Below are 25,783 nucleotides of genomic sequence, written 5' to 3' on the forward strand. Positions count from 1 at the left end.
CGGACACATTCCGAACCCGGAAGCTAAGACTCGCAGCGCCGATGGTACTGCAGGGGCGACCCTGTGGGAGAGTAGGACACCGCCGGACATTCATTACAGAAGAGCCGCCCAATGCTGGGCGGCTCTTCTGCATTTAACCCGTTCCCGTGCCGATCACGGGGCGCGGGCCTAGGCTTGGGCGATGGGCAACCGCCTCGCCGATGCGCTCAGTCCGTACCTCCGTGCGCACGCCGACAACCCCGTGGACTGGTATCCCTGGGGCGAGGAGGCCTTCGCCGAAGCGGCGCGGCGCGACATCCCCGTGCTCGTCTCGATCGGGTATGCGACGTGCCACTGGTGCCACGTCATGGCCCGTGAGAGCTTCAGCGATCCCGAGATCGCGCGGATCCTCGGCGACGGGTACATCGCCGTCAAGGTCGACCGCGAAGAGCACCCCGACGTCGACGCGAGCTACCTCGCCGCCGCCTCCGCGTTCACGCGCGAGCTGGGCTGGCCGCTGACCGTCTTCGCCCGACCGGACGGACGGGCGTTCTATGCGGGCACGTACTTCCCGCCGCGATCCGTCCGTGGCATGCCGTCCTTCCGCGAGGTGCTCGCCGCGGTCGACGAGGCCTGGCGCGAACGACGCGACGACCTCGATCGCACCGCCGACGCGGTCGGCGAGGCCATCGCCGCCGCCTCCGCTGCGCGCACCGAGGGCGAGCTTCCGACCACGGAGCAGCTCCAGGCGGCCGTCGCGAGCCTCGCCGCCGAGGAAGACGCGGTCCACGGTGGATTCGGCACCGCCCCGAAGTTCCCCGTCGCGCCCGTGCTCGGGTTCCTCGCTTGCTCGGGCGCTGAGGGCCGCGACCTCGCCGTGCGCACGTTCCTCGCCATCGCCGCGTCACCGCTCCGGGATCCCGTCGAGGGCGGGTTCTTCCGGTACGCGACCCGGCCCGACTGGAGCGAGCCGCACTACGAGCGGATGCTGACCGACAACGCGCTCCTCCTCTCCGTCGCCGCGGACCTCGCGGGCGAGCCCGCACCGTCCGACGCGGTCGCCCCGATCGCGCACGGACTCGTCGCCTTCCTCACGGAGCGCATGCGCCTGCCGTCCGGAGGGTTCGCGAGCGCGCAGGATTCGGAGAGCGTGATCGACGGGCAGCGCAGCGAAGGCGGCTACTACCAGCGTGACGCCGCCGGACGATCGACGCTCGAGCCGCCGGCGCTCGACGCCAAGGTGCTCACCGGATGGAACGGGCTGGCGATCGGGGCGCTGGCGCACGCGGGTCACGTCCTCGCCGACCAGCCCGCGCTCCGCGCCTCGCGCGAAGCGGCCGACCTGCTCCTCGAACGGCACGTGCGGGCCGACGGCACGCTGGTCCGCGCCTCGCTCGACGGGGTGGCCTCGCAGGCCCACGCCACGCTCGAGGACACCGGCATGCTCGCCGGCGGGCTGGTTCGGCTCGCGACGGCGACCGGTGAGGCGTCGTACGCGATCGCCGCTCGCGCGCTCATCGACGCCGCGGCGGACAACGGCGGCAGTGCCACGAGCGGGGTCGACTCGCCGCCGTTCCATGCTCCCGGCGGAGCGGATCCCGTGCTCGTCGCCCGGGGACTCGAGATGCCCGAGGACCCCGCCGAGGGGGCGACGCCGGCCGGCACCACCGCCTGTGCGGACGCCGCCTGGCGGCTGTACGCACTCGGCGCCGGCGACCGGTATCGCGAGATGGCGGAGCGCGCCATGCGTGCGGTCGCGGGCATCGCGGTCGAGCGTCCGATCGCGTTCGGCGGCGCGCTCGAGCTCATGGCGCGGCTCGCCGCGCCGCTCGTGCAGCTCGTCACGGTCGTGCCCGAGGGGGAGCGCGCCGGCCCGGGCGGCTCGGAGGAGGACGACCTCGTCCGCGCGACGCGCCGCCACGCGGCATCCGTCGCGACGGTCGTCACCGAACGGCAGGCGCGGGCGTTCGCCGCAGCGGGATTCGAGCTGTTCGAGGGCCGGACCATGCGGGACGCGCGCCCCGCGGCGTATCGCTGTCACGAGTTCGTGTGTGCGCTGCCCGTCGGAACGGCCGACGACCTCGTGGCGCTCGCGACGGACGCGTGACGCACCGCCCTACGATGGAGGCATGACCCGTGCGCGCCCCCGCAGCCTCGGTGCGATCGTCGGAGCTGCCGCCGCGGACGCCGCCCTCATCGTCGCGTTCGCCGCGACCGGGCGCGGCAGCCACGCCGAGCGCCTCGACCTCGTGGGCGTCCTCGGCACGGCGTGGCCCTTCGTCGTCGGCGCGGCGGCCGGCTGGATCGTCGTGCGCGCGTGGCGGCAGCCGCTCGAGGTGTGGCCGACGGGCATCGTCGTCTGGGCGGGCGCGCTCGTCGGAGGGATGCTGCTCCGCGCGCTGACCGGGCAGGGCACGGCGCTGCCGTTCATCGTCGTCGCGACGCTCACGCTCGGGCTGTTCCTCGTCGGATGGCGCGCTGCGGTCGCCGCCGCCGTCGCGCTCCGCACCCGCCGACGCACCGGGGCGACCGCGCGGTGAACCCGATCGAGTGGCTGTTCGACGCCCAGCTGGTGATCGGCGACCAGGTCATCCTCTGGCGCGAGATCGTCGGCAACGCGTTCGGCCTGGCGTCGGCCGTGGGCGGCATGCGACGCAAGGTGTGGGCGTGGCCCGTCGGCATCGTCGGCAACGTCCTCCTGTTCACGGTCTTCCTCGGTGCCGTGTTCGACACGCCGAACCCGGTGAACCTCCTCGGCCAGGCTGGACGGCAGCTCATGTTCATCGCCGTGTCGATCTACGGCTGGGTGCAGTGGTCGCGGAACCGTCGCCTGGGTCGTGAGCACGCAGCCGTCACGCCGCGCTGGGCGACGGCGCGCGAGCGCTTGCTGCTCGTCGTCGTGCTCGTCGGCGGCACCCTCGTGCTCACGCCGATCTTCCGTGCGCTCGGCTCGTTCGAGCCGGTCTGGGCCGACGCCTGGATCTTCGTCGGTTCGCTGCTCGCGACGTGGGGCATGGCGCGCGGCTGGACCGAGTTCTGGCTGATCTGGGTGGCGGTCGACATCGTCGGCGTGCCGCTGCTCGTGAGCGCCGGCTACTACGCCTCGGCGTTGCTGTACCTGTTCTACGGCGTCTTCACGATCATCGGCTTCATCACCTGGGTGCGCGTGCAGCGACGGGCGGATGCCGCGACCCCGGCGGCTGCGGGCTGACCCGCAGATCGACCTCGCCGGGCAGGTGCCGTCACCAGGTGGACGGAACGCGACCGAGCACGCTCCAGACCGCGGTGCTGAGCTCGGGGTGGTCGAGCGCGATCTCGCGCAGCACCTCGAACTCGAAGCGGGCGGCTTCGCCCTGGCGCGCGGTCGGGTGGTACGCCCGCGCTCGAGCCGGGCTCCAGCGGTCGGAGTGCAGGCGCTCCTCGCGGAGCGTCGCGACGACCTGCTCGTCGACGGAGGGCAGCTCGGGCAGGAACGCCCACGGATCCTCGCCCAGGCGGCAGCGCAGTTCGATGAGCGCGGCGAGTTCGTCGCGGGCATCCTGACGTAGGCGTTCCAACGTGGACGACTCAGCCATCTGCGACCTCCCCTCGCTCGTCCGATCGTAACCGACGCTAGGCGGCGCGTGTGTCGGCGGGGTTACGCCGGAAGTCCGGGAATGGACGCGAGGTGTCATCGCGGTGACGATCGCGCGACGGATGGTGCGGAGTCGCGCCTGCTTGAATGGTCGGGTGCATCCCGTGACCGACGACAAGCTCGTCGACGCGCTCGCCGCCGACCTCATGTCGGCGCGGTTCACGGTCGCGGCGATCGAGGGTCTGTGGGAGCAGTCGACGGAGGCGGAGCCGACGCATCCCGGCGCGGCGCTTCGACGCGGCCATCGGGTCCCGGCGCAGCGCGCGCTCGAGCGCGTCGACGTCGCGGACCGCCCGCTGGCCGTGCTCGTGCGGTGCTTCGTGCTGGGTGCGCCCGTGCGATCCGCCGACCTCGACGCGGCGCTGCCGTCACTCGGGATCGAGGGCGCGACGACACTCGGCCTCGTCGATGCGACCGGCGTCGACGGCCCTGAGGTCCGCCCACGCGTCGACCTCAGGCCCTACGCGTTCGCCGATGCCGCGGGTCAGGGGGAGTGGTGGCTCGCGTCCGACCTCGGCGAGCTCGCGACCGGCGGCCCCCTGCCCGAGGAGCACGTCCTCGGCGTCGGGGGAGCCTCGATGACGCTGAGCGGCCTGCTCATGCAGTCGCACGCCGGCGCGACGCTCGACCTCGGCACCGGATGCGGCATCCAGGCGATGCACGCCGCGCGGTTCAGCGACCGCGTGATCGCGACCGACGTCTCCGAGCGGGCGCTCGCGTTCGCGCGGTTCAACGCGAGACTCAACCGGATGGATCGGATCGAGTTCCGCCTCGGCAGTCTGTTCGCGCCGATCGCGGGCGAGCGCGTCGACCGGATCGTCTCGAACCCCCCGTTCGTCATCACGCCGCGCCGCGAGGGCGTGCCCGCCTACGAGTACCGCGACGGCGGCATGGTCGGCGACGGCATCGTCGAGGCCGTCGTGCGCGGCGCCGCCGAGCACCTCGCCCCTGGCGGCATCGCGCAGCTGCTGGGCAACTGGGAGTACCGGCGAGCCGGCGGCCCGGGCGAGCCCGACCAGCTCGAGGACGGCCTGGAGCGCGCGGCCGGGTGGGCCGCGACGTCCGGCCTGGACTACTGGATCGTCGAACGCGAACGCCAGGACCCGAGCGAGTACGCCGAGACGTGGATCCGCGACGGCGGCACGAGACCCGGCACGCCGGAGTTCGAGGCGCTGCACGCCGCGTGGCTCGACGACTTCGCCGACCGCGGCGTCGAGTCCGTCGGCTTCGGCTACGTGCTGCTTCGACGGCCGGCGGACGGCACCGAGCCGCGGCTCGCACGCGCCGAACGGCAGCACGGCCCGCTCGGCGAGACCCCGGGCGGCCTCGGCGCGCACCTCGCCGACTGCCTCGAGGCCGTCGACCGGATCGCGCCCCTCGACGACGCGGGGATGCGGGGGCTCCGCGTGGCCGTGGCGGGCGACGTCACCGAGGAACGGCATCACTGGCCCGGCGATGAGCAGCCGACGGTCATCCTGCTCCGTCAGGGCGGCGGCTTCGGTCGTGTCGTGGACGCGGGCACCGGCCTCGCGGCCCTGGTCGGCGCCGCCGACGGGGAGCTGCCGCTCGGCGTGCTGTCGGACGCCATCGCGCAGCTGCTGGACGTCGAGCCGACCGAGCTCTGGGACGAGCTCGCGCCCGCCGTGCGCGAGCTCGTCGCGGGCGGCCTGCTGCGCCCGGTCGCCGAGTAACGAGCGCGCGTTCGCGGCGCCCTTGCGGCGTGCGGCGGTATCCTCATGCTCGCCACCGAAAGCGAGCCCATGCCCGACAGCCCACTCTCCCAGTCGCCCTACGAGGTCCTGGGCGTCCCCTCCGACGCGGATGCCGCGGCGCTCCGTCTCGCGTACCGGCGCGCCCTGCGCCACGCCCACCCCGACACGGGCGGCGACGCGGTGCGATTCCACGCCGTGCAGGCGGCGTGGGAGCTCGTCGGCACGCCCGAGGCGCGGGCCGCGTTCGACCGCGGCGTGCGCACGGTGGCTCCCTCGGATGCCCCGCACGCGCCCTGGGCGCCGGCCGCGCCGAAGCCCCGGAGCGACTCGCGGCCGCTCGCCCGTTCCTACGGCCACCCCGGCGGGTGGACGCGCGAGCGCTACCTGGCGCTCATCCGCGAGTGGGCGGGGCGCGGGGTCACGCTCGACGACCCGTACGACCCGGCCCTCGTGCGGAGTGCGCCCCGCGACATCCGCCACGTGCTCGCCGACGCGCTCGCCGAGGAGGACACGGCCCGAGCGCTCGCCACGCTCGGCATCGCGTACACGGTCTGGCATGACGTGGCGACGGATGCCGCGGGGCCGGGGATGCCGCCCAAGCTCGACCACCTCGTCCTCGGCCCGACCGGCCTGGTCGCGATCCAGTCCGAGGACTGGGGAGGGCCGGTCGCCTTCAAGCGCGGCGAGCTCGTCGGCGAGGCGCTCGCCGGCGAGCGGCCGATCCGTGCGCTCGCGGCGCGCGCGAAGGCCGTGACGCGCCCGGCGAGGGTCAAGCCGACGGCGCTCGTGATCGTGGTGCCCGACGAGGACGCCGCCGTCCCGCTCGAGGTCGGCGGCACGAACCGCGGGGCGGTCGTCGCCCTGGTGCGACGGTCGAGGCTGGCGAGCGCCATCCGCGAGGGCCTGCCCGGAGCGCCGCACCTCGGCGGGGCCGACTCGATGGAGGTGCGCGCCCGCTTGCAGGCGACCCTGCGGTTCGCCTGAGCGACGGCGACGGCGACAGGCGGCGACGGCCGCCGCGTCCGGCGGGCCGTCCGCCGTACGCGAAGATGGAGGGATGGGCATCCCTGAGGTCGACGCGTACATCGAGGACTTCACCGCGTTCGTGACGGCATCGCCGTCGTCGTATCACGCGGCCGAGGAGGTGGCCCGGCGGCTCGAGGCCGCCGGCTTCGACCGCCTCGACGAGGGCGAGGCCTGGCCGTCCGGCGCCGGGCGCCGGGTCGTCGTGCGCGACGGCGCGGTGATCGCGTGGGTGCAGCCCGAGTCGGCCGGTCCAATCACGCCGTTCCGGATCCTCGGTGCGCACACCGATTCGCCGTCGTTCAAGCTCAAGCCGAACCCGTCCAGCGCCGCAGCCGGCCTCTCGCAGGCGAACGTCGAGGTGTACGGCGGCCCGTTGCTCAACTCCTGGCTCGACCGCGAGCTCCGCCTCGCCGGTCGCCTCGTCACGGCGGATGGCGCGACCCACCTCGTCGCGACGGGTCCGCTGCTGCGCATCCCGCAGCTGGCGATCCACCTCGACCGGGGCGTCAACGCCGACGGGCTCACGCTCGACAAGCAGCGGCACGTGCAGCCGATCTGGGGCGTGGAAGTCGGCCTCGAACCGGCCGATGTCGTGGGCCACCTCGCCGGCCTGGCGGGCATCGACCCCGACGACGTCGTGGGGCACGACGTGCACGTCGCCGACGCCGCGGCACCGGCCCGCTTCGGGCGCGGCGACGTCTTCCTCGCCTCCGGTCGGATGGACAACCTCACCTCGGTGCACGCGGGGCTGACGGCGCTGCTCGAGGCGCCCGCCGACGCCGCCCACATCAACGTGCTCGCGGCCTTCGACCACGAGGAGCTCGGCTCCGAGTCGCGGTCGGGGGCGAGCGGTCCGTTCCTCGACGACGTGCTCACCCGCATCGGCGCCGGCCTCGGCGCGGGCGTCGAGGATCGTCGTCGTGCCTTCGCCGCATCGTGGCACGTCTCGAGCGACGCCGGCCACGCCGTGCACCCGAACTATCCCGAGCGGCACGACCCCGTGAACCGGCCCGTGCTCGGCGGCGGCCCGCTGCTGAAGCTCAACGCGAACCAGCGGTATGCGACGGATGCCGCGGGGTCGGCGCGGTGGGCCGCGGCGTGCCGTGCGGCCGGTGTGCCGACGCAGCCGTTCGTCTCGAACAACACGATCCCGTGCGGCTCGACCATCGGACCGCTCACGGCCACGCGCCTCGGCATCCGCACCGTCGACGTCGGACCGCCGCTGCTCTCCATGCACTCGGCGCGCGAGCTGGCGCACGTCGACGACCTTCGTGCGCTCGGCGCGGCCGTCGCCGCATTCTTCGCGGGCGCCTGAGCCGCGCACCCGGCGCGCCGGCATGCCGGCTTCGCGTGAACGGCAGGATGTCGCGCACGCGCGACGGGATCCGCGCCACGGCAGGTGCGCCGCGAGTGCGAGCATCGTGACATGACCACGACGCACCCCGCACCTGTCGCGACGACCTCCGCGCTCTTCGACCACGCGGCCCCGCCCGAGGAGGCGGTGCACCACTTCAGGGCACGACTCGGCTTCGAGACCGACGTCTCGGACGTGGCCGCGGCGCTCGCCGCACGCGAGCCGGGCTTCGTGCTCGTCGACACGCGCAGCGAGGCGGCGTGGGCCGCCGGCCGGATCCCCGGCGCCGTGCACCTGCCGGGGCGGCGGATCGCGGACGATGCCGCGGCCCGGATCCCGGCCGGGACGCCCGTCGTGGTCTACTGTTGGGGGCCCGGATGCAACGGCGCGACGCGGGCCGCTCTCGCCTTCGCCATGCTCGGGCATCCGGTCAAGGAGATGCTCGGCGGCTTCGAGTACTGGGCACGCGAAGGGTTCGAGGTCGAGCGGGACGGCGGCACCGAGCGGCATCCGCTGGACACGCTCACGAACGTGGCGACCGACGGGCCGCCGATCGAGTGCGCGTGCTGAGACGCCGAATGGGGGACACGCGCCCGCGCGGCGGACGAGCGCCGCGGCATCCGCTCAGCGCAGCGGACCGCGCCGCGACTCGAGCCAGAGCGTGTGGTCGCGGAGCCCGTTGCGCACGGCAGCCTTGACGATCAGGTAGCCGATCCACAGGCTGAGCGCGATCATCGCGAGGTAGATCAACGAGCCGATGATGATCACGGCGGCACTCATGCCGCCGATGACGTCGGGGGAGATGTTCGGGTCCACTCGGCTACCTTGCCAGAGGGGTGCCCTCGGGCAGTAGCGACCCGATCGGGGGACACGGTACGGTGCGGCCGGGCGCACACCGTGCGGTCAGCACTCGATGACGTTCACCGCGAGCCCGCCCTCGCTGGTCTCCTTGTACTTCGTCATCATGTCGAGGCCGGTCTGCCGCATGGTCTCGATCACGGTGTCGAGCGAGACCACGTGCGTGCCGTCGCCGTGGAGGGCGAGACGCGCGGCCGACACCGCGGTGGAGGCGGCGATCGCGTTGCGCTCGATGCAGGGCACCTGCACGAGCCCGGCGACCGGATCGCACGTGAGGCCGAGGTGGTGCTCCATGGCGATCTCGGCGGCGTTCTCGATCTGGCGCGGCGTGCCGCCGAGCACGGCGCACAGGGCGCCGGCCGCCATCGCGCACGCGGAGCCGACCTCGGCCTGGCAGCCGCCCTCGGCGCCGGAGATCGACGCGTTCTTCTTCACGAGGCTCGCGATCGCCGCGGCGGTGAGGAGGAACCGGCGGATACCGGCCTGGTCGGCGCCGGGCACGAACCGCAGGTAGTAGTGGCCGACCGCGGGGAGGATCCCGGCGGCCCCGTTGGTCGGCGCGGTGACGACGCGGCCGCCCGATGCATTCTCTTCATTCACGGCGAGCGCGAAGGCGTGCAGCCATTCGGTGGAGGTGTCGCGCCCCAGCGGGGTGCGCGCGGCGTCGTCGCGGTCGTACTCCTCGAGCCGGCGGCGCACCTCGGGGGCCCGTCGCTTGACGCCGAGCCGGCCGGGCAGCATGCCCTCGGTGCGCAGGCCGTGCTCGACGCACTCGGCCATCGCGGCCCAGATCGCGTCGAGGCCGGCGACGATGCCCTCCTCGCCGTGCACGGCGACCTCGTTGCGCCAGGCGACGTCGCAGAAGTTGACGCCGTGCGCGTCGCAGAGGTCGAGCAGCTCGGCGGCCGTCGAGTAGGGCAGCGGATGGCGCAGCGCCTCGGCCTGCTCGGGGGTGTCGCCCTCGCGACGGATGAAGCCGCCGCCGACCGAGTAGTAGGTCTCCTCGGCGATCGGGAGCGCGTCGTCGTCGCCCCAAGCCTGCAGGGTCATGGCGTTGGGGTGGCCGGGGAGACGGGTCCGCGGTTCGAGGCTGATGTCGGACTGGGTCATGAGGACGGCGCGCCGGCCGGCGAGCCGGATCTGGGCGCCCGCCGTGCCGAGCCGCGTCCACGCCCCGCGGACGTCGTCGGGGTCGCAGTCGTGGGGCACCAGGCCCGCGAGGCCCGCGACGACGGCGTCGGGCGTGCCGTGCCCCAGGCCCGTGGCGCCGAGTGAGCCGTAGAGCGAGCAGGTGACGCGGCGGACCGCGTCGAGGCGTCCGTCGTCGGCCAGCTCCTCGACGAAGGCGCGGGCCGCCCGCATCGGCCCCACGGTGTGGGAACTGGAGGGCCCGATCCCGATCGAGAAGAGATCGAGGGCTGAGACGAACGCTGTCACCCACCTAGGGTACGTCGCAGCACGCGCACGGATTCGCCGGCGGGTCGAAGAATCGTGCGCGAAGCCGGGCGCGTGCTGCGACATCCGCGCTCAGGAGATCTTGCGGCGGTAGGCGAGCATCGCGAAGCCGTACGCCACCACGAGGATGCCGACGAGCCAGGCGAGGGCGATCCAGATGTCGGAGCCCACCGGCTGGCCGGTGAAGAGGGCCCGGATGGCGTCGACGATGGCGGTGACCGGCTGGTACTCCGCGAAGACGCGGACAGGACCGGGCATGCTCTCGGTGGGCACGAACGCGGAGCTGATGAACGGCAGGAAGATGAGCGGGTACGAGAACGCGCTCGCGCCGTCGACCGACTTCGCGGTGAGGCCCGGGATCACGGCCAGCCAGGTGAGGGCCAGCGTGAACAGGACCATGATCCCCGCGACGGCGAGCCAGGCCAGCAGGTCGGCGCCGGTGCGGAAGCCCATGATGAAGGCGACGCCGACGACGATCGCGAGCGACACGAGGTTCGCGACGAGCGAGGTCAGCACGTGCGCCCACAGCACGCTCGAGCGTGCGATCGGCATGGACTGGAACCGTTCGAAGATGCCGCCCTGCATGTCCAGGAACAACCGGTAGGCCGTGTAGGACACGCCCGAGGCGACCGTGATGAGCAGGATGCCGGGCAGCAGGTAGTCCACGTACTGCGTGTCGGAGCCGGTGTCGATCGCGCCGCCGAAGACGAACACGAAGAGCAGCATGAAGGCGATCGGCATGATCGCGGTCGTGATGATCGTGTCGAGGCTGCGGGTGATGTGCCGCAGGGATCGGCCGGTGAGCACGGCGGTGTCGCCGAAGAAGTGCGTGGTCGTGGTCATCGGTGCGGTTGCGGTGGTCATCATCGGTCCTTTCGGGTCGTGGCGGTCGTGGCGGCGTCGGCGGTGGTGGCGTCGGAGGTGGCGGTGCTGCCGTCGTCGCCGACGAGGGTGAGGAAGATCTCCTCGAGGGTGGGCTGCTTCTCGACGTACTCGACCTTCGCCGGCGGCAGCAGCTGCTTCAGCTCGGCGAGGGTGCCGTCCACGAGGATCCGGCCCTGGTGGAGGATCGCGATGCGGTCGGCGAGGTGCTCGGCCTCGTCGAGGTACTGCGTCGTGAGCAGCACCGTCGTGCCGTTCGCGGCGAGCTCCGTGACGGACTGCCACACCTCGATGCGCGCCTGCGGGTCGAGCCCGGTCGTCGGCTCGTCGAGGAAGATGATCGGCGGGTTGCCGATCAGGCTCATCGCGATGTCGAGGCGTCGGCGCATGCCTCCCGAGTACTCGGCGACCTTGCGGTTGCCCGCATCGGTGAGCGAGAAGCGGGCGAGCAGGTCGTCGGCGATGCGGCCCGGGCCGGGCAGGTGCCGCAGCCGGGCGACGAGCACCAGGTTCTCACGCCCGGTGAGGACCTCGTCGACGGCTGCGAACTGGCCGGTCAGGCTGATCGAGGCGCGGACCTCGGCCCCCTTCGCGGCGACGTCGAAGCCGTTCACGCTGGCCGAGCCGGCGTCGGCACGGAGCAGCGTGGACAGGATCTTCACGACGGTGGTCTTGCCGGCCCCGTTGGAGCCGAGGAGGGCGAAGATGCTGCCGCGGGCGACGTCGAAGTCGACGCCGCGGAGCACCTGCAGGTCCTTCGCATAGGACTTCTCCAGGCCCTGCACGCGGATGGCAGGCGCCTGGGTCTGATCGGTGGTCATCTGGATCTCCGTTTCTCATCGGGAGCGCGATGCGCGGATGTGCGTCGCGCGCTGGTACGGCGGTTCGGGGTGTTTCAGGGCGCACTGGACCACCCCGACGTCGGACGAGGGTCGTCCGGCGGGTCGTGCGTGGCGGTGACGCCCGGTATGCGGGTCGGCTAGCGAGCCGGCGTCGAGCTCGGTCGGCGGATCAGGATGTCGCCCCAGCTCGTGCGGGCGTGCAGCTCGACGGTGTTCTCGTCGGCGCCGGGCGCGTCGGACGGCTGCAGCTTGTTGCGCACCGCCCCGTGCTGGCTCGAGACGTCGAGCCAGGCGGCCGTGCCCTCGGCGACGCCGACCTCGATGCCGCCGTATCCGGCCTCGAGCTGGACCCGGCCGACGTCGATGCGCTCCACGAGGAGGTTGCCATAGCTGGTCTTCGCGGTGACGTCGCCTCTCGCGTTGGCGACGTTCACGTCGCCGTGCGCGCCCTGAACGACCAGCGTGCCGGTGACCTCGCCGATGGTCGTCGAGCCGTTCGGGTTCTTGATCTGCGCCTCGCCCGCGAGCTCGCGGATGCGGACGCTGCCCGACGACGAATGGAGCTCGACGGCGCCGGTCGCGCGACCGATGATGATCGCGCCCGACGCGGTGCGAGCCGTGACGCGCTCGGCCTCGTCGACCCGCACGTCGCCGGCGCCGGTGCGATAGGCGACCGCACCGAACGTGCCCTCGGCGAGGAGGCGGCCGGCTCCGGTGGCGCCGCGCACCTCGGACCCCTCGGGGACCTCGATCGTGACGTCGACCTGGCCGGCGTTGCCGAACGGCGTGTAGTGGAGCCATCCCTTCGTCGTGCGGACGGTGAGCACGTCGCCGACGAGCTCGACCTTCGCCTCGGCGGCGGTCTTGACATCCCCCGACTTGTCGGGGTTCGCGGGCCGGACCTCGACGACGGTGTCGGTGCGGTCGGATGCGACGACGTGGAGGTCGCCCCAGCCGAGGTCGACGTCGATGACGACGGGGTTCGGTGTCTGGAAGGTGGTCATGTCGACTCCTCGATCGTGTGGGTGTTCTAGCGGACCCAGCCGGTGACGCGGTTCGCGTCGCCGTCGGCTGGGCGGGTCTCGGTGGGCCGCGTCGGGGCGGGCTCGACGGCGGCGGCGATCGCGCGCACGAGCCAGGTGTTGACGGAGACGCCGTCGCGCGCGGCCGCCTGCTCGACCTGGGCCTTCAGCTGGTCGGGGAGGCGGAGCGTGGTGCGGCTCGTGGACGCGTCGTCGGGGATGGCGGCGGGCGCCGGCACCTCGGCGACGACCGGGACGGGGCCATCGGACGCGGACGTGAAGGTCGCGGCGACCGGCACGGTGACAACGAACTCGGGATCGCGTCCGCGGAGACGGACGTCGACGGATCCCGGAGCGAGCTCGGCGGTGATCTCGCCGGCCGCGGCCGAGAGCGCTTCGAGCAGGACGAGCCGCGCGGCGGCGTCCAACGGAGCGGTGAGGCGCTCGGCGAGCGAGCGTGCCTCGTCGCCGCCGGCTTCGGCTGCGATGGCGAGTCTGCGCTGGAGGTCGTCCACGTATCCGGTGAGGTCCATGACACCATGGTGACACCATTGTGGTGTCATGTCAATGTCCCTGGTGTCAGATTCTCGGCGAGATGGTGTCACGGCGGTGTCACGTGCTCAGCCGGCTCGCATCCGAGGCCGCCTAGGCTTGGCCGGATGTCTCCCAGCCACCCCGCCGTCCTGATCCGAGTCATGCGGGACGACGAGATCGCCGCCGTCCGCGAGCTCGTGAGCCGGGCGTACGCCGGCGACTTCGTGCTGAATCCCGCCTACCTGGCAGAGATCGAGCGCGTCGCCGACCGCGCGCGAACGGCCGAGGTCTGGGTCGCCGTGGACGTCGCGAGCGGCGCCTTGCTCGGCACCGTGACGACGCCGCGGCAAGGGGCCCGACTGTCGCCGGTCGCCCGCGATGACGACGAGCTCGACTTCCGGTTTCTCGGCGTCGCGGCCGGCGCGCGCGGGCGCGGTGTCGGCGAGACGCTCGTGCGGCACGTCCTCGCGCTGGCGGCGAGTCGCGGCATCCGACGCGTCGTGCTCAACACCGGGCCCGAGATGCAGTCGGCCCAGCGGCTCTACGAGCGGCTGGGATTCGAACGCCTGCCCGAGCGGGAGTACCGGTTCGAGCGGGCCGACGGGACGAGCTTCCTGATGATGGCGTACGGCCGAGCGGTGGTCCGTCGCGCCGCCGAGGGCGTCGCGTCCACGTCCGCCGCCTGACCAGGGCCGACGACAGCGGTCAGGCCACGACTGCTTTTGGCGCGCCGTGTGCAAAAGCAGTGCGCAAGTCGCGCACCTATCGGCGGCGTACCGTTGACATCCCCCCGAACGGGGCAATAGTCTCATGCCCGGGACACATATGTCGGCTCGCGCAACATATTGTCCTGCGCGCCTGCACAGGCGGATGGCACGGTCCACGCTCGAAGAGGAGAAACGACTGATGAAGCAACACGTCCGACATGCGATCGCCGGCGCCTGCGCCGCCGCGGTCACGCTCAGCCTGGGGCTCGTCGCCGCCCCGGCCAATGCCGAGAGCGACGACTACGAGGTGCTCGTGGTCGGCGAGACGCTCGGCTTCCGTCACTCGCACATCGACGACACGACCAACGCGATCATCAAGCTCGGCGAGGAGCACGGGTTCAGCGTCGACGTCTGGGACCCGCCGCAGGGCACGTCGCCCGGGCAGCCCGCGCTCACCCTGCCGAGCTCGCCGTTCACGACCGCGGACGACCTGTCGAAGTACGCGACGATCATCTTCGCCTCCCCGGTGGACGCGACGAACAACCTCGACCCGACCCGTCCGCGCCTGCTCAACGACACCGAGCTGGCCGCGTTCCAGGGCTACATCCGAGGTGGCGGTGGCTACGTCGGCCTGCACGCCGCGACCGACTCCATGCACACCGTGCCCTGGTACAGCGAGCTGACCGGCGGCAGCGCGCGCTTCCGCAACCACCCGGCGCAGCAGACCGCCACCATGCGCGTCGAGAGCCCGGGCCACCCGTCGACCGAGATGCTGCCGTCGGAGTGGGTGCGCTTCGACGAGTGGTACAACTTCACGACGAACCCCCGCGAGGACGTGCACGTGCTCATCACGCTCGATGAGTCGACGTACAACCCGGGGAGCGGCGCCATGGGCGAGGACCACCCGCTGGCCTGGTGCCACAACTTCGAGGGCGGGCGCTCGTGGTACGAGGCCGCCGGCCACGTGGACTCCTCCTGGACCGACCCGCTGTTCCTCGAGCACATCCTCGGCGGCATCGAGTGGACGGCCGGCGTGGTGTCGGGCGGCGGTGACTGCGTGACCTTCCCGGAGGTCGACGGCATCCTCACCGGCCTCGAGGACGGGTCGCAGCGCGTCGCGCAGCTCGGCGGCGACGTCGCGGCCTACCTCGAGGCGGCCGAACTGGCCGCCGACTCGGGCGACCACGCCGGCGCGATCGCGGTGCTCGTGCAGGCGAAGGGCAAGGCGAACGGCCTCCAGGATGCCGCGCTCGTCGCCAAGATCGCCGACCTGATCGAGTGGCAGCAGGCGCTCGTCTCCTGACGCCGGATGCGACGGGCCCCGCGACCTCGGTCGCGGGGCCCGTTCGCGTCGGTGGGCGGCTGTGCGGGTCAGCGACCGCCGCGTCGGCTCGTGATCTGGCCGGTGTCGAAGCCCAGCAGGTGCAGGCCGCCGTGGAATCGCGCGTGCTCGACCTTGATGCAGCGATCCATCACCACCGTGAGGCCCTGTTCCTCGCCGTAGTACGCCGCCTGCTCGTTCCAGATGCCGAGCTGCACCCAGATGGTCTTCGCGCCCGCGGCGACCACGTCGTCGACGACGGCCGGGATGTCGCTGCCGCGGCGGAACACCACGACGATGTCGGGCACCTCGGGCAGGTCGGCCAGGCTCGCATACGCCGGCTCGCCGAGGATCTCGGTCTCGTTCGGGTTCACGAAGTACAGGCGGTAGTCGCTCGACTGCTGCAGGTACGTGCCCACGAAGTAGCTCGAGCGCTGCGGCTTGGGCGAGGCGCCGACGATCGCGACGGACTTCGCCGCGTTGAGGATGCGCAGCCGCTGCTTCGCGTCGGGACCGTCCCACGTGCGCTGCGACTTCAGCAGCTTCGCGAGCGGCGAATCGGCGGGCAGGTCGCAGGACAGGCCGTTGACGAGGCGCACCGTCTCGACCTCGCCGGCGGTCGCGGCATCCGTCGTCTCGGTCGCCTGCTCAGCCGTCGGGTCGATCGCGGTGCTCATCGGTCTGCTCCGATCGTCGCGCCGGCCAGCGATCGACCCTGCGTCGCCGCGGCGAGCGCCTGGTCGAGGTCGGCGATGATGTCCTCCACGTCCTCGATGCCGACCGAGAGGCGCACGACCCCGGGCAGCACGCCCGCGTCGACGAGCTGCTGGTCGGTGAGCTGCGCGTGCGTCGTCGACGCCGGGTGGATGATCAGGGTCTTCGCGTCACCGATGTTGGCGAGGTGGCTGGCGAGGTTCACCGACTCGATGAGCGCCTGGCCGACCTCGCGGCCGCCCTTCACCTCGAAGCTGAACACCGAGCCCGGTCCCTTCGGCAGGTACTTGGCCGCCCGCTCGAAGTGCGGGTGGTCGGGCAGCCCGGCCCAGAACACGCGCTCGATGCGCGGGTCGTCGGCGAGCCACTCGGCCACGACGCGCGCGTTGTCGATGTGCGCCTGGATGCGGTACGGCAGCGTCTCGACGCCCTGCGCGAGCAGGAACGCGCTGTGTGCTGCGAGCGTGGGTCCGATGTCGCGCAGCTGCTCGGCCCGCAGGCGCGTGAGGAACGCGTACTCGCCGAAGTTGCCCGACCACTGCAGGCCGCCGTAGGTCGGCACGGGCTCGCCGAACAGCGGGAACTTCTCGGAGTGCCAGTCGAATCGACCCGACTCGACGACGACCCCGCCGAGCGTGGTGCCGTGCCCGCCGAGGAACTTCGTCGCCGAGTGCGTGACGAGGTCGGCGCCCCACTCGATCGGCCGGTTGAGGTACGGGGTCGCGATCGTCGAGTCCACGATGAGCGGGATGCCGTGCGCGTGCGCGACATCGGCGAGGCCCTCGAGGTCGGCGATCTCGCCCGACGGGTTCGCGATCGTCTCGACGAAGATCGCCTTGGTGCGCTCGGTGATCGCCGGCGCGTAGTCGGCCGGGTCGGAGGAGCGTACGAACGTCGTCTCGACGCCGAAGCGGCGCAGCGTGACATCCAGCTGGGTGATCGAGCCGCCGTAGAGGTTCGCCGACGCGACGATGTGGTCGCCCGCGCCCGCGAGGCTCGCGAAGGTGATGTACTGCGCCGCCAAGCCGCTCGCCGTCGCGACCGCGCCGAGGCCGCCCTCGAGGCTCGCCACGCGTTCCTCGAACGCCGCGACCGTCGGGTTCGCCAGGCGCGAGTAGATGTTGCCGTACTTCTGCAGCGCGAAGCGCGCCGCGGCATCGGCGGTGTCGTCGAAGACGAACGCGGTCGACTGGTAGATCGGCAGCGCCCGAGCGCCTGTCTCGGCGTCGGGGATGTTGCCCGCGTGGATGGCGCGGGTCTTGAAGCCGTATTCGCGGTCTGCCATGGCCTCACGCTACCCCGCGTCGCTGGGCCGTCCGCCCGCCGGCCGTAACGAACGGCAACGGATGCCGCGGACCGCGGGCCTCACGCGCCGAGCACCTCGTCGGTCGATACGACGCGCGCGAATCCGCCCCCGTCGAGGTTGACCGCGGTCGCGCGGGCGAGCTCGGCGGCCGTGAGGCGCACGCCGCCCGGACCGGCCATGTCGAACGTGTGCGTCGCGTCGATCGGCAGCGTCACGTCGTAGCCGAGGTTGCCGGCCATCCTGGCCGTGGTCTCGACGCACTGGTTCGTCTGGATGCCGCACACGACGACCTGGCGGATGCCGCGCTCGCCGAGCCATCCGTGCAGGTCGGGCTCACCGTAGAACGCCGAGTTGACCTGCTTCGTCACGAAGAGGTCGTGCGGAGCGTCGGCCACGACGGGCTTCAGCGCATTGCCCGGGGAGCCCGCCGCGAGCGTGGAGCCCGGCTCGCGCGAGTCGTGCCGAACCATCACGATGGGCCGCCCGGCATCCGCCCACGCCTGCACCAGCCGGCCGATGTTCGCCTCGGCGTCGGGGTTGTCGCGCTCGCCCCAGGCGGGGTCGTCGAAGCCCTGCTGCACGTCGATCACGAGGAGGGCGGCGGTGTCGTCGAAGTCCATGCGTCCATCGTCGCGCGGCGGCGCGGCCGGACCCGCGGCACCGGCTGCCATTCCTCCGCGACGGGCTGCCAACACGTGCGAGTACCGTGGTGCGGGTGATCCTGGAGCACGCCGTTCTGCCCGTCGTCGCCGGCCGCGAGGCGGAGTTCGAGCGCGCCTTCGCCGAGGCGAAGGCGATCATCGCCTCGATGCCCGGCTTCGTCGACCTCACGCTCTCGCGCTCGGTCGAGACGCCGAACGCGTACCTGCTGCTCGTGCACTGGGAGCGGATCGAGGACCACGATCCCGGCTTCCGCGGATCGGCCGAATACGCGCGCTGGCGCGAGCTGCTGCACGGGTTCTACGAGCCGTTCCCGGTCGTCGAGCACTTCCGCGAGGTCGAGGCGGTGGCGGGAGGCGCCCGATGAGCGGGGTGACGCAGGTCGAGACCATCGTCGTCGGCGGCGGCGCGATGGGCGCGGCGACCACGTGGCAGCTCGCCCGGCGCGGCCGCGACGTCGCGCTGCTCGAGCGGTACGAGCCCGGCCACCGCAACGGCGCCTCGCACGGCGCGTCGCGCAACTTCAACGTCGCCTACGACGACCCGGCGTACGTCCGGATGCTCGTCGAGGCGCTGCCGCTCTGGCGCGAACTCGAGGCGGAGTCGAGCACGTCGCTGCTCGACCTGGTGGGGGTCGCGAACCACGGGCCGGCGCCGCAGTTCGACGCCGTCCATGCCGCGCTCGAGGCGGCCGGCATTCCGGCCGAGTTCCTGCCCGTCGACGAGGCGTCGCGCCGGTGGCCCGGCATCCGCTGGGACACGCGGGTGCTGTTCAACGCGCAGGCCGGCCGGGTGAACGCGGATGCCACGATCGCCGCGCTGCATGCCACGGCCGCGTCCGCCGGGGCCGACGTGCGGCACCGCACGCGAGCCACGCGCATCGAGCCGCTCGGCGACGAACGCGTGCGCGTGGCATCCGTCACCGACGACGGCGCGGAGGAGGTGTTCGAGGCGCGCACCGCGGTGGTCGCCCTCGGCGGCTGGACGACGAAGTTCGTCGGCGGGCTCGCGCTGCCGCGGCTCGTCGTCACGCAGGAGCAGCCCGCGCACTTCGCCGTGCGCGACGACTCGATCGCGTGGCCGAGCTACAACCACTTCCCGGGCCCGGCGGCCGACGGGTACGACTACTGGCGCTCGCCGGTGTACGGCATGCTGACGCCGGGCGAGGGCGTGAAGGCCGGATGGCACGGCGTCGGCCCCGTCGTCGACCCCGACGAGCGCGACTTCCTGCCGCGGCCCGACCAGCTCGCCGACCTCCAGCGGTACGCCCGCGACTGGCTGCCCGGGGTCGACGCCGACGCGGTGACGCCGATCAGCTGCACCTACACGACGACGCCCGACGAGCACTTCGTGCTCGACCGCCTCGGGCCCATCGTGGTGGGCGCGGGGTTCTCGGGGCACGGGTTCAAGTTCACGCCGGTGGTCGGACGAATCCTCGCCGACCTCGCCGACGGGACGGGTCCGGCGCCCGAGCGGTTCGCGGCCGACCGCGTGATCGACGCGGCGGGCGGGTCGCCCACGGGGCTCGCCGGGCGCTGATCGGCGCGTGCGCGACATCCGCTCGGCGAACTCTGTTTCAGGAGAACGGAGGCTGATCAGGATGAATCCGGCGATCCGGTCCTGAACCACTTCCGTTCTCCTGAAACCGGCGTGGTGCGGACGCCGCGGCGGTGCGACATCCGCTCGGGTGCACAGGGCCTGATCAGGCCCGCTTGCTAGCCTGAGGGCAGGTCGCCGAGGGGCGGCCCCGGACGAGGGAACCCAGTACCCGGAGCGCGACAAGACTGGCCGAAGGAGTGCCGTCATGTCGTGGATCGTCCTCATCCTCTCCGGTGTGCTCGAGGCCGTGTGGGCCACCGCGCTCGGCAAGTCCGAGGGGTTCACCAAGCTCTGGCCGTCGGTCGTGTTCGGCGTCGCGCTCGTGGTGTCGATGGGCGGGCTCGCCTGGGCGATGCGCGACATCCCGGTCGGCACCGCCTACGCGGTGTGGGTCGGCATCGGTGCGGCCCTCACGGTGATCTGGGCGATGGTCACGGGCGACACGGATGTCTCGTGGGCGCGCCTCGCCCTCATCGCCGGGCTCGTGGGCTGCGTCGTCGGCCTCAAGCTGGTGGACGGCGGCGCCGGCCACTGACGCGCGCCGCGCCGCGCCATCCGCCCGTCCCGCTCGCCCCCGCCCGTGCCATTCGCCTGCCCCGGCCCGCCCCGCGCCATCCGCCCGCTCCCGGTCCGGCGAGAGTATGCCGAACGTCGCCGAACGCTGCACGAACGCGTCGTTCGGCATTCTCTCGCCGCGACTGGTGAGCGGACAGGTAAAGAATGCTTGACACGATGTGCAGAATGGTTGACACTGGACATGTCAAACATTGTTTACCTGAGGAGCTGGCATGTCCTACGAGGAGAAGGGGACCTGGGTCTACCTCGTCATCGCCGTCGTCGGCTACACCGTGTACCTCTCGCTGGTGCTCCCGCAGGTGGTCGGCGGCGTCGCCGTCGAGGACGTCGACTACGTGCCGGTCATGCTCTGGACCATCGGCGGAGCGATCGTCGCGACGATCGTGCTGCGCATCCTCGTCGAGATCGTGTTCCCGAGCGAGAGCACCAAGGGCGACGTGCGCGATCGCGAGATCGACCGGCTGGGCACCCGCGTCGGCGGCTCGTTCGTCGTCATCGGCGCGCTCGGCGCGCTCGTGCTCTCGATGCTCGAGGCGGACTGGTTCTGGATCGCGAACGTCATCTACCTGTGCTTCGTGCTCTCGGCGCTGCTCGAGAGCATCACCCGCCTGGTCGCCTACCGCAGGGGCGTGCCGACATGGTGAAGCCCACGAGGGTCACGAACGACATCCGTTCGCTGCGCTTCCGCCACGGCGAGATGACCCAGGCCGAGCTCGCGCAGCGACTCGGGGTCACCCGCCAGACCGTCATCGCCATCGAGCAGGGGCGCTACTCGCCATCCCTCGAGATGGCCTTCCAGATCGCGCGGGTGTTCGGGGTCCCGCTCGACGACGTCTTCCAGTACCCCGAGACGGAGGCATCATGAGAGTCGCACTCGCGGAGCGGTACGGACCGCCCGAGGTCGCCGCGGTCGGGACGCGGCCACGGCCGGAACCCGGTCGAGGCGAATTGCGCATCCGCGTGCTCGCCGCGTCGGTCGGAGCGTCCGACGGCGCCTGGCGCTCCGGGCGCCCGTGGTTCGCACGCCTGGCGTTCGGGTTGCGCCGCCCGCGGCATCCCGTCATGGGCTCCGACTTGGCGGGCCTCGTCGACGCCGTCGGCCCGGGCACGACGCGATTCGCGGTCGGCGACCGGGTGTTCGGCGCGACGGGCGCCAGCGGCGGGGCGCACGCCGAATTCGTCGTGGTCGGTGAGAACGGCGCGATCGAGCGACTGCCCGAGGGCGTGTCGTGGTCGGATGCCGCGGCCCTCTGCGACGGCGCCATGACCGCCCTGCCCTTCCTCCGTGACGGCGGGCACGTCCGTCCCGGCATGCGCGTGCTGGTCAACGGCGCCGCGGGGAGCGTCGGCGGGGCTGCGGTGCAACTCGCCCGTCACCTGGGTGCCGAGGTCACCGGCGTGTGCTCGACCGCGAACGTCGATCACGTGCGAGCACTCGGCGCGCAGCATGTGGTCGATCGCACGCAGGTCGATGCAATGCGCACGGGCGAGCGCTACGACGTCGTCTTCGATGCGGCCGGGAAGAGCACGTACCGGCGCGCCCGGCGTGCGCTCGTCGAGGGCGGTGTGTACCTGACGACCGTGCCGTCCTGGGCGATCATGGTGCAGCAGCTGACCTCGCGCCTGGGTCGCACGCGCGCCGTGATCATGTTCACCGGCCTCCGCCCGGATGAGGTGAAGCGGCCCGACCTCGATGAGCTCGCGGCGCTCGCGACCACCGGCGTGGTCCGGCCCGCGATCGACCGCGTGCTGCCCATCGAACGCATCGCGGATGCCTACCGGATCGTCGACACCGGACACAAGCGCGGCAGCGTCATCGTGACGCCGTCGACCGAGCCTGGGGAGGAATCATGAGGGCGATCGTCCAGGTGGGATACGGCGGACCTGAGGTGATCCGCGTCGCGGAGATGCCGGAGCCGGCGCCTGGCCCGCGTGACGTCGCGATCCGCGTCCGCGCGGCCGGCGTCCACGCCGGCGACGTCCGGATCATGCGCGGCGAGCCGCTCATGATCCGCGCGGCATTCGGGCGCACGAGACCGCGCAAGCCCGTCGTCGGGCGCGACGTGGTCGGAACGGTGATCGCCGTCGGATCCGAGGTGGACGGTCTCGCGGTCGGCGACCGGGTGTTCGCCGAGGCCGACCAGGGCGGGTTCGCCGAGGTCGTCGTGATCGACGCGCCGCACGTTCGACGGGCGCCGGCGAACCTCGACGACGAGCATGTCGCGGTCATCCCTGTGTCGGGCACCACGGCGTTGCAGGGCCTCCGACTGGCGAAGGTGCGAGCGGGCGACCGGGTGCTCGTCATCGGCGCGTCCGGCGGGGTCGGGACGTACGCCGTGCAACTCGCGGCCGGCCTCGGCGCCGAGGTGACCGGCGTCGCGAGCGCCGCGAAGGCCGACCACGTCCGCGCGGCCGGCGCGACCAAGGTGGTCGACTACCGGACGACCGACGTCACCGAGCAGGGCGAGCGCTACGACGTCGTGTTCGACCTGGTCGGCGACCGCCCGCTGGCGGCGATGCGCCGCATCCTCGCCCCGCGGGGCACGCTCGTGCTCTCCTCGGGTGGCGGCACGCGCGTGCTCGGCCCGCTCGGGCGCATCGTACGAGCGTCCCTGCTCGGCCTCTTCACGCGGCAACGGCTGCGGCCGCTCGCGGCGCGTCGCGACGGCGACGACCTCGACGAGCTCCGGCGCCTCGCCGAGGCGGGCACGCTCCGCCCGGTGGTCGACCGCGTCCTGCCCATCGATCGCGCGGCCGAGGCCCTCGGGCTCCTCGAGTCGGGTGCGGTGCGGGGCAAGCTCGCGCTGCGCGGGTTCGACCGTCCTGCCCCCTCGGCGGGCGCCGACGAGGCGGCTCAGCCGAGCAGCACCGCTCCGTAGGCCAGGGCCGCGACCAGTACCCACGACACGAGGCCGACCGCAGCCGCACGCCAACCCGTGTGCAGCAGCGCGGACACGCGCACCGAGGTGCCCAGCGCGAACAGCGCCATGGCGAGCAGCGTGGTCTGCACGAGGTCGGCCGCGACCAAGACGGGCTCGGGCACGGCGAGGAACGTGCGGACGAGCACGGCGGCGACGAACCCCGCGATGAACAGCGGCACGATCGCGGGCCGCGGCCCCGGGCCATCCGTCGACCGCCGTCGCTCGACGGTCGCCGCGATCGCGACCATCGGTGCGAGCATCAGCACGCGTGTGAGCTTCACGACCACCGCGACGGCGAGCGCGGCCGTGCCGGCGACCTGCGCGGTCGCGACCACCTGCCCGACGTCGTGCACGCCGGCGCCGACCCAGTGGCCGAAGCCCGTGGGCGAGAGCCCGAGCGGATGCCACAGCGCGGGCAGCACCGCGATGGCGAGCGTGCCGCACAGCGTGACAAGGGCGACGGGATGCGCCTGCTCCTCGTCGCGCGCCCGCGTCGCGGCCGCCATCGCGCCGATGGCCGACGCGCCGCAGATCGCGAACCCGCTCGCGACGAGCAGCGGCTCGCGCCCGGGCAGCCCGACGGCCCGCCCGAGCGCCCAGGTACCCGCGAACGCGAGCACGACGACCGCGACCGTCGTCGCGATCGTCACCCAGCCGAGCCCGGCGATGTCGGCGAGGCTGAGCTTCAGCCCGAGCAGCACGATGCCGGCCCGGAGCAGCGTGCGTGCGGAGAACGAGAGCCCGGAGCGCAGCGGTCCGTCCACGGCGTCCCTCGCGCGCGGGACCTGGGCGACCGCGATCCCCGCCGCGACGGCGACGGTGAGCAGCGGGACGACCGGGAAGAGCAGGTGCACGGCCCACGCGAGCGCCGCGGCCGCCGCAGCGACGCCGAGTCCCGGCATCCGCTCGCCCCACCGCTCGCCGGACGCGCTCATCCCCAGCCCGGCAGCCAGAAGTGGAGCTGCCGGAATTCGGGCGTGGTCGGGATCCCCGTCCAGAGCGGGAAGAAGAAGGCCGACACCGCGATGACGACGCCGAGGTACACGGCGACGGTCGCGAGCCCGCGCACCCGGCGCCACTCGGGGTCGTCCGCGCGACCGATGACCAGGACGGCGACCGCGCCGAGCGCGAGCAGCGCGTACGGCTCGTAGGCGATCGTGTAGAAGTGGAAGACCGTGCGCTCGAGGTAGAGCAGCCACGGCAGGTACCCGGCCGCCACGCCGACGAGGATCGCGCCGTCGACCCAGGAGCGGTAGCGCGCGAAGCGGTAGACGAGGTAGACCGTCGCGATCGTCGCCGCCCACCAGATCAGCGGGTTCGGGATGCCGAGGATCGAGGACCAGCAGTCCGGGGCCCCGCAGCCCTCGGCGGTGCTCGAGAAGTACATGTTCGTCGGCCGGAGCGCGAGCGGCCAGGTGAGCGCGTTCGCCTCCCACGGGTGCGTCGCGTGCACCCCCACGTGGTAGCCGTACGCGGCCTGGTGGTAGTGCCACAAGCTCTGCAACGCGCGGGGCATCCAGGACCACGCACCCGTGGCCGCATTGTCGGGCTCGTCGGCCCAATGGCGGTAGTACCCGCCGTCGGTGGTGAGCCAGCCGGTCCAGGAGGCGAGATAGACGACGGCGGCCACGGGCACGAAGAGCACGAACGTCGCCGGGCCCTGCTTCAGCACCGCGCCGGTCATCCAGAACGGCAGGCCGATCCGCCGTCGTGCCAGGGCGTCGACGAGTACGAGGTAGACGCCGAACGCCGCGAGGAAGTAGAGGCCGGACCACTTCACGGCCGTGGCCGCGCCGAACGCCGCCCCGGCGGCCACGACCCACGGCCGCGACCAGATCACCGGACCCGCGTACGGGTCGTGTCCCGCCTCGCGCGCCTCGGCGAGGCGCTCCCTGATGCGGTCTGCGGTCCTCGTGCGGTCGAGCAGCACGAACCAGAAGCCCAGCAGGGCGAACAGCATGACCCAGATGTCGAGCAGCGCGACGCGGCTCATCACGATGGCGTTGCCCTCGACCGCGAACAGCAGCCCCACGATCACCGCGACGAGCGTCGACCGGAAGAGGAGGCGCCCGACCATCGTGAGCGCGAACACCGCGACCGTGCCGGCGAGCGCCGTCGAGGCGCGCCACCACACGGCGCTGTCGGCGCCGAACAGCGCCATGCCGAGCCCGATCATCCACTTGCCGAGCGGCGGATGGACCACGTAGGACGGGTCGGTCGAGTAGAGGTCGGTGTCGCCCCGTGCGAACTCCTCGTCGGCGCCTTCGGGCCACGTGGACTCGTACCCGTTGTGGAGCAGCGTCCACGCGTCCTTCACGTAGTAGGTCTCGTCGAAGACGATCGCGTGCGGCTGCCCGAGGTTCCAGAACCGCAGGATGGCGGCGAGCAGCGTCACCGCGATGGGCCCGCCCCAGTACCACAGCGCGCGGCGCCGCGGCGTCGACATGACGCCCGACCACCATCGGTCGAGACGGCTGCCGCGGGGCTCCGCTGCCGGGGCAGGAGCCGGGGTGGGCGCGGCGCCGGATTCCGCGTCGAGCCCGACGCCGCCGTCGGCGGCGTCGGCATCGGTGTCGGCCCTCGCCCCGGCGTCGGCGGGTGGATCCGTGCGGGCGGCGGGCGCGTCCGCACCCGTGCCGTTCACACCCATGCGCCCACTGTAGCCGCGCGCCCCGCGGCAT

28 protein-coding genes, 1 rRNA gene and 1 riboswitch are annotated in these 25,783 nt (G+C 72.7%); of the genes, 17 read left to right on the forward strand and 12 right to left on the reverse strand.

Annotation, left to right across the window (positions count from 1 at the left end):
• The 4 genes from rrf to pnuC all read left to right on the forward strand — a co-directional run.
• A 5S ribosomal RNA gene (gene rrf, locus ACFQ58_RS15355) occupies window positions 1-88 on the forward strand; the annotation flags it as partial.
• A gap of 93 nt (window positions 89-181) precedes the next feature.
• The gene (locus tag ACFQ58_RS15360; protein ID WP_376952038.1) at window positions 182-2,086 is read left to right on the forward strand and encodes a thioredoxin domain-containing protein; all 1,905 of its coding nucleotides are present in this window, start codon (window positions 182-184) and stop codon (window positions 2,084-2,086) included.
• A gap of 22 nt (window positions 2,087-2,108) precedes the next feature.
• On the forward strand, window positions 2,109-2,519 hold the full coding sequence (locus ACFQ58_RS15365) for a DUF3054 domain-containing protein (RefSeq protein WP_376952039.1): 411 nt from the start codon (window positions 2,109-2,111) through the stop codon (window positions 2,517-2,519).
• Window positions 2,516-3,190 (forward strand): nicotinamide riboside transporter PnuC, encoded by a 675-nt coding sequence (gene pnuC / locus ACFQ58_RS15370; RefSeq protein WP_376952040.1) that lies wholly within the window; start codon window positions 2,516-2,518, stop codon window positions 3,188-3,190. Before ACFQ58_RS15365 ends, pnuC begins: the two co-directional genes overlap by 4 nt.
• A 31-nt stretch (window positions 3,191-3,221) precedes the next feature.
• Here pnuC and ACFQ58_RS15375 read toward each other — a convergent pair whose 3' ends face one another.
• Entirely contained in the window at window positions 3,222-3,554 is a 333-nt protein-coding gene (locus tag ACFQ58_RS15375) for a hypothetical protein (RefSeq protein ID WP_376952041.1), read from the reverse strand.
• A gap of 205 nt (window positions 3,555-3,759) precedes the next feature.
• On the opposite strand from ACFQ58_RS15375, the gene ACFQ58_RS15380 reads away from it, so the two are divergent.
• The 4 genes from ACFQ58_RS15380 to ACFQ58_RS15395 all read left to right on the forward strand — a co-directional run bounded on the left by ACFQ58_RS15380 (window position 3,760) and on the right by ACFQ58_RS15395 (window position 8,275).
• Window positions 3,760-5,304 (forward strand): methyltransferase, encoded by a 1,545-nt coding sequence (locus tag ACFQ58_RS15380; RefSeq protein WP_376952287.1) that lies wholly within the window; start codon window positions 3,760-3,762, stop codon window positions 5,302-5,304.
• Window positions 5,305-5,373: 69 nt separating this feature from the next.
• Window positions 5,374-6,309 (forward strand): DnaJ domain-containing protein, encoded by a 936-nt coding sequence (locus ACFQ58_RS15385; protein WP_376952288.1) that lies wholly within the window; start codon window positions 5,374-5,376, stop codon window positions 6,307-6,309.
• A 73-nt stretch (window positions 6,310-6,382) separates the two neighbouring features.
• Entirely contained in the window at window positions 6,383-7,666 is a 1,284-nt protein-coding gene (locus ACFQ58_RS15390; protein ID WP_376952042.1) for a M18 family aminopeptidase, read from the forward strand.
• 111 nt (window positions 7,667-7,777) lie between these two features.
• The gene (locus tag ACFQ58_RS15395) at window positions 7,778-8,275 is read left to right on the forward strand and encodes a rhodanese-like domain-containing protein (protein ID WP_376952043.1); all 498 of its coding nucleotides are present in this window, start codon (window positions 7,778-7,780) and stop codon (window positions 8,273-8,275) included.
• A gap of 54 nt (window positions 8,276-8,329) precedes the next feature.
• Here the strand turns inward: ACFQ58_RS15395 and ACFQ58_RS15400 are convergent, their stop codons facing one another.
• From ACFQ58_RS15400 to ACFQ58_RS15425, 6 genes are all read right to left on the reverse strand, one after another.
• Window positions 8,330-8,521, reverse strand: coding sequence for a hypothetical protein (locus tag ACFQ58_RS15400; RefSeq protein ID WP_376952044.1), 192 nt, complete (start codon window positions 8,519-8,521; stop codon window positions 8,330-8,332).
• Between the two features lie 87 nt (window positions 8,522-8,608).
• Window positions 8,609-10,000, reverse strand: coding sequence for an L-serine ammonia-lyase (locus tag ACFQ58_RS15405; protein WP_376952045.1), 1,392 nt, complete (start codon window positions 9,998-10,000; stop codon window positions 8,609-8,611).
• 90 nt (window positions 10,001-10,090) lie between these two features.
• The gene (locus ACFQ58_RS15410; RefSeq protein WP_376952046.1) at window positions 10,091-10,882 is read right to left on the reverse strand and encodes an ABC transporter permease; all 792 of its coding nucleotides are present in this window, start codon (window positions 10,880-10,882) and stop codon (window positions 10,091-10,093) included.
• Window positions 10,882-11,721, reverse strand: a complete 840-nt coding sequence (locus ACFQ58_RS15415; protein WP_376952047.1) for an ABC transporter ATP-binding protein — start codon at window positions 11,719-11,721, stop codon at window positions 10,882-10,884. The genes ACFQ58_RS15410 and ACFQ58_RS15415 overlap by 1 nt, the downstream gene beginning before the upstream one ends.
• A gap of 158 nt (window positions 11,722-11,879) precedes the next feature.
• Window positions 11,880-12,746 (reverse strand): DUF4097 domain-containing protein, encoded by an 867-nt coding sequence (locus ACFQ58_RS15420; RefSeq protein WP_376952048.1) that lies wholly within the window; start codon window positions 12,744-12,746, stop codon window positions 11,880-11,882.
• 26 nt (window positions 12,747-12,772) lie between these two features.
• Window positions 12,773-13,297 (reverse strand): histidine kinase, encoded by a 525-nt coding sequence (locus tag ACFQ58_RS15425; protein WP_376952049.1) that lies wholly within the window; start codon window positions 13,295-13,297, stop codon window positions 12,773-12,775.
• 126 nt (window positions 13,298-13,423) lie between these two features.
• Here ACFQ58_RS15425 and ACFQ58_RS15430 point away from each other — a divergent pair, with 126 nt between their 5' ends.
• Together ACFQ58_RS15430 and ACFQ58_RS15435 are read left to right on the forward strand one after the other, a co-directional pair.
• Window positions 13,424-13,984, forward strand: a complete 561-nt coding sequence (locus ACFQ58_RS15430) for a GNAT family N-acetyltransferase (RefSeq protein ID WP_376952050.1) — start codon at window positions 13,424-13,426, stop codon at window positions 13,982-13,984.
• Window positions 13,985-14,204: 220 nt separating this feature from the next.
• Complete coding sequence (locus tag ACFQ58_RS15435; protein ID WP_376952051.1) at window positions 14,205-15,308, forward strand: ThuA domain-containing protein; 1,104 nt, start codon at window positions 14,205-14,207, stop codon at window positions 15,306-15,308.
• Between the two features lie 68 nt (window positions 15,309-15,376).
• On the opposite strand, the gene ACFQ58_RS15440 is transcribed toward ACFQ58_RS15435, so the two are convergent.
• From ACFQ58_RS15440 to ACFQ58_RS15450, 3 genes are all read right to left on the reverse strand, one after another.
• Complete coding sequence (locus ACFQ58_RS15440) at window positions 15,377-16,003, reverse strand: CoA-binding protein (protein ID WP_376952052.1); 627 nt, start codon at window positions 16,001-16,003, stop codon at window positions 15,377-15,379.
• A complete protein-coding gene (locus ACFQ58_RS15445; protein WP_376952053.1) occupies window positions 16,000-17,325 on the reverse strand; it encodes an O-acetylhomoserine aminocarboxypropyltransferase/cysteine synthase family protein in 1,326 nt (441 codons plus the stop codon). The genes ACFQ58_RS15440 and ACFQ58_RS15445 overlap by 4 nt, the downstream gene beginning before the upstream one ends.
• A gap of 80 nt (window positions 17,326-17,405) precedes the next feature.
• On the reverse strand, window positions 17,406-17,966 hold the full coding sequence (locus tag ACFQ58_RS15450) for a cysteine hydrolase family protein (RefSeq protein WP_376952054.1): 561 nt from the start codon (window positions 17,964-17,966) through the stop codon (window positions 17,406-17,408).
• Between the two features lie 95 nt (window positions 17,967-18,061).
• Between ACFQ58_RS15450 and ACFQ58_RS15455 the strand changes: the two genes are divergently transcribed.
• From ACFQ58_RS15455 to ACFQ58_RS15485, 7 genes are all read left to right on the forward strand, one after another.
• Window positions 18,062-18,373, forward strand: coding sequence for an antibiotic biosynthesis monooxygenase family protein (locus ACFQ58_RS15455; protein WP_376952055.1), 312 nt, complete (start codon window positions 18,062-18,064; stop codon window positions 18,371-18,373).
• On the forward strand, window positions 18,370-19,545 hold the full coding sequence (locus tag ACFQ58_RS15460) for an FAD-dependent oxidoreductase (protein ID WP_376952056.1): 1,176 nt from the start codon (window positions 18,370-18,372) through the stop codon (window positions 19,543-19,545). The genes ACFQ58_RS15455 and ACFQ58_RS15460 overlap by 4 nt, the downstream gene beginning before the upstream one ends.
• A gap of 187 nt (window positions 19,546-19,732) precedes the next feature.
• Window positions 19,733-19,799, forward strand: a riboswitch (guanidine-III (ykkC-III) riboswitch).
• Between the two features lie 11 nt (window positions 19,800-19,810).
• A complete protein-coding gene (locus tag ACFQ58_RS15465) occupies window positions 19,811-20,140 on the forward strand; it encodes a DMT family transporter (protein ID WP_376952057.1) in 330 nt (109 codons plus the stop codon).
• Window positions 20,141-20,393: 253 nt separating this feature from the next.
• Window positions 20,394-20,825 (forward strand): hypothetical protein, encoded by a 432-nt coding sequence (locus ACFQ58_RS15470; protein ID WP_376952058.1) that lies wholly within the window; start codon window positions 20,394-20,396, stop codon window positions 20,823-20,825.
• Complete coding sequence (locus tag ACFQ58_RS15475; protein ID WP_376952059.1) at window positions 20,819-21,046, forward strand: helix-turn-helix transcriptional regulator; 228 nt, start codon at window positions 20,819-20,821, stop codon at window positions 21,044-21,046. The genes ACFQ58_RS15470 and ACFQ58_RS15475 overlap by 7 nt, the downstream gene beginning before the upstream one ends.
• Window positions 21,043-22,035 carry an NAD(P)-dependent alcohol dehydrogenase gene (locus ACFQ58_RS15480; protein WP_376952060.1) on the forward strand — a complete coding sequence of 331 codons (993 nt, stop codon included), beginning with the start codon at window positions 21,043-21,045 and terminating at the stop codon, window positions 22,033-22,035. The genes ACFQ58_RS15475 and ACFQ58_RS15480 overlap by 4 nt, the downstream gene beginning before the upstream one ends.
• Entirely contained in the window at window positions 22,032-23,060 is a 1,029-nt protein-coding gene (locus tag ACFQ58_RS15485) for an NAD(P)-dependent alcohol dehydrogenase (protein WP_376952061.1), read from the forward strand. Before ACFQ58_RS15480 ends, ACFQ58_RS15485 begins: the two co-directional genes overlap by 4 nt.
• Here ACFQ58_RS15485 and ACFQ58_RS15490 read toward each other — a convergent pair.
• Entirely contained in the window at window positions 23,036-24,037 is a 1,002-nt protein-coding gene (locus tag ACFQ58_RS15490; RefSeq protein ID WP_376952062.1) for a YeiH family protein, read from the reverse strand. The genes ACFQ58_RS15485 and ACFQ58_RS15490 overlap by 25 nt on opposite strands.
• Window positions 24,034-25,752 (reverse strand): dolichyl-phosphate-mannose--protein mannosyltransferase, encoded by a 1,719-nt coding sequence (locus tag ACFQ58_RS15495; RefSeq protein WP_376952063.1) that lies wholly within the window; start codon window positions 25,750-25,752, stop codon window positions 24,034-24,036. The genes ACFQ58_RS15490 and ACFQ58_RS15495 overlap by 4 nt, the downstream gene beginning before the upstream one ends.
• Window positions 25,753-25,783: the final 31 nt, after the last annotated feature.

Source organism: Agromyces sp. NPDC056523 (assembly GCF_042794545.1).
Classification (GTDB): Bacteria; Actinomycetota; Actinomycetes; order Actinomycetales; family Microbacteriaceae; genus Agromyces.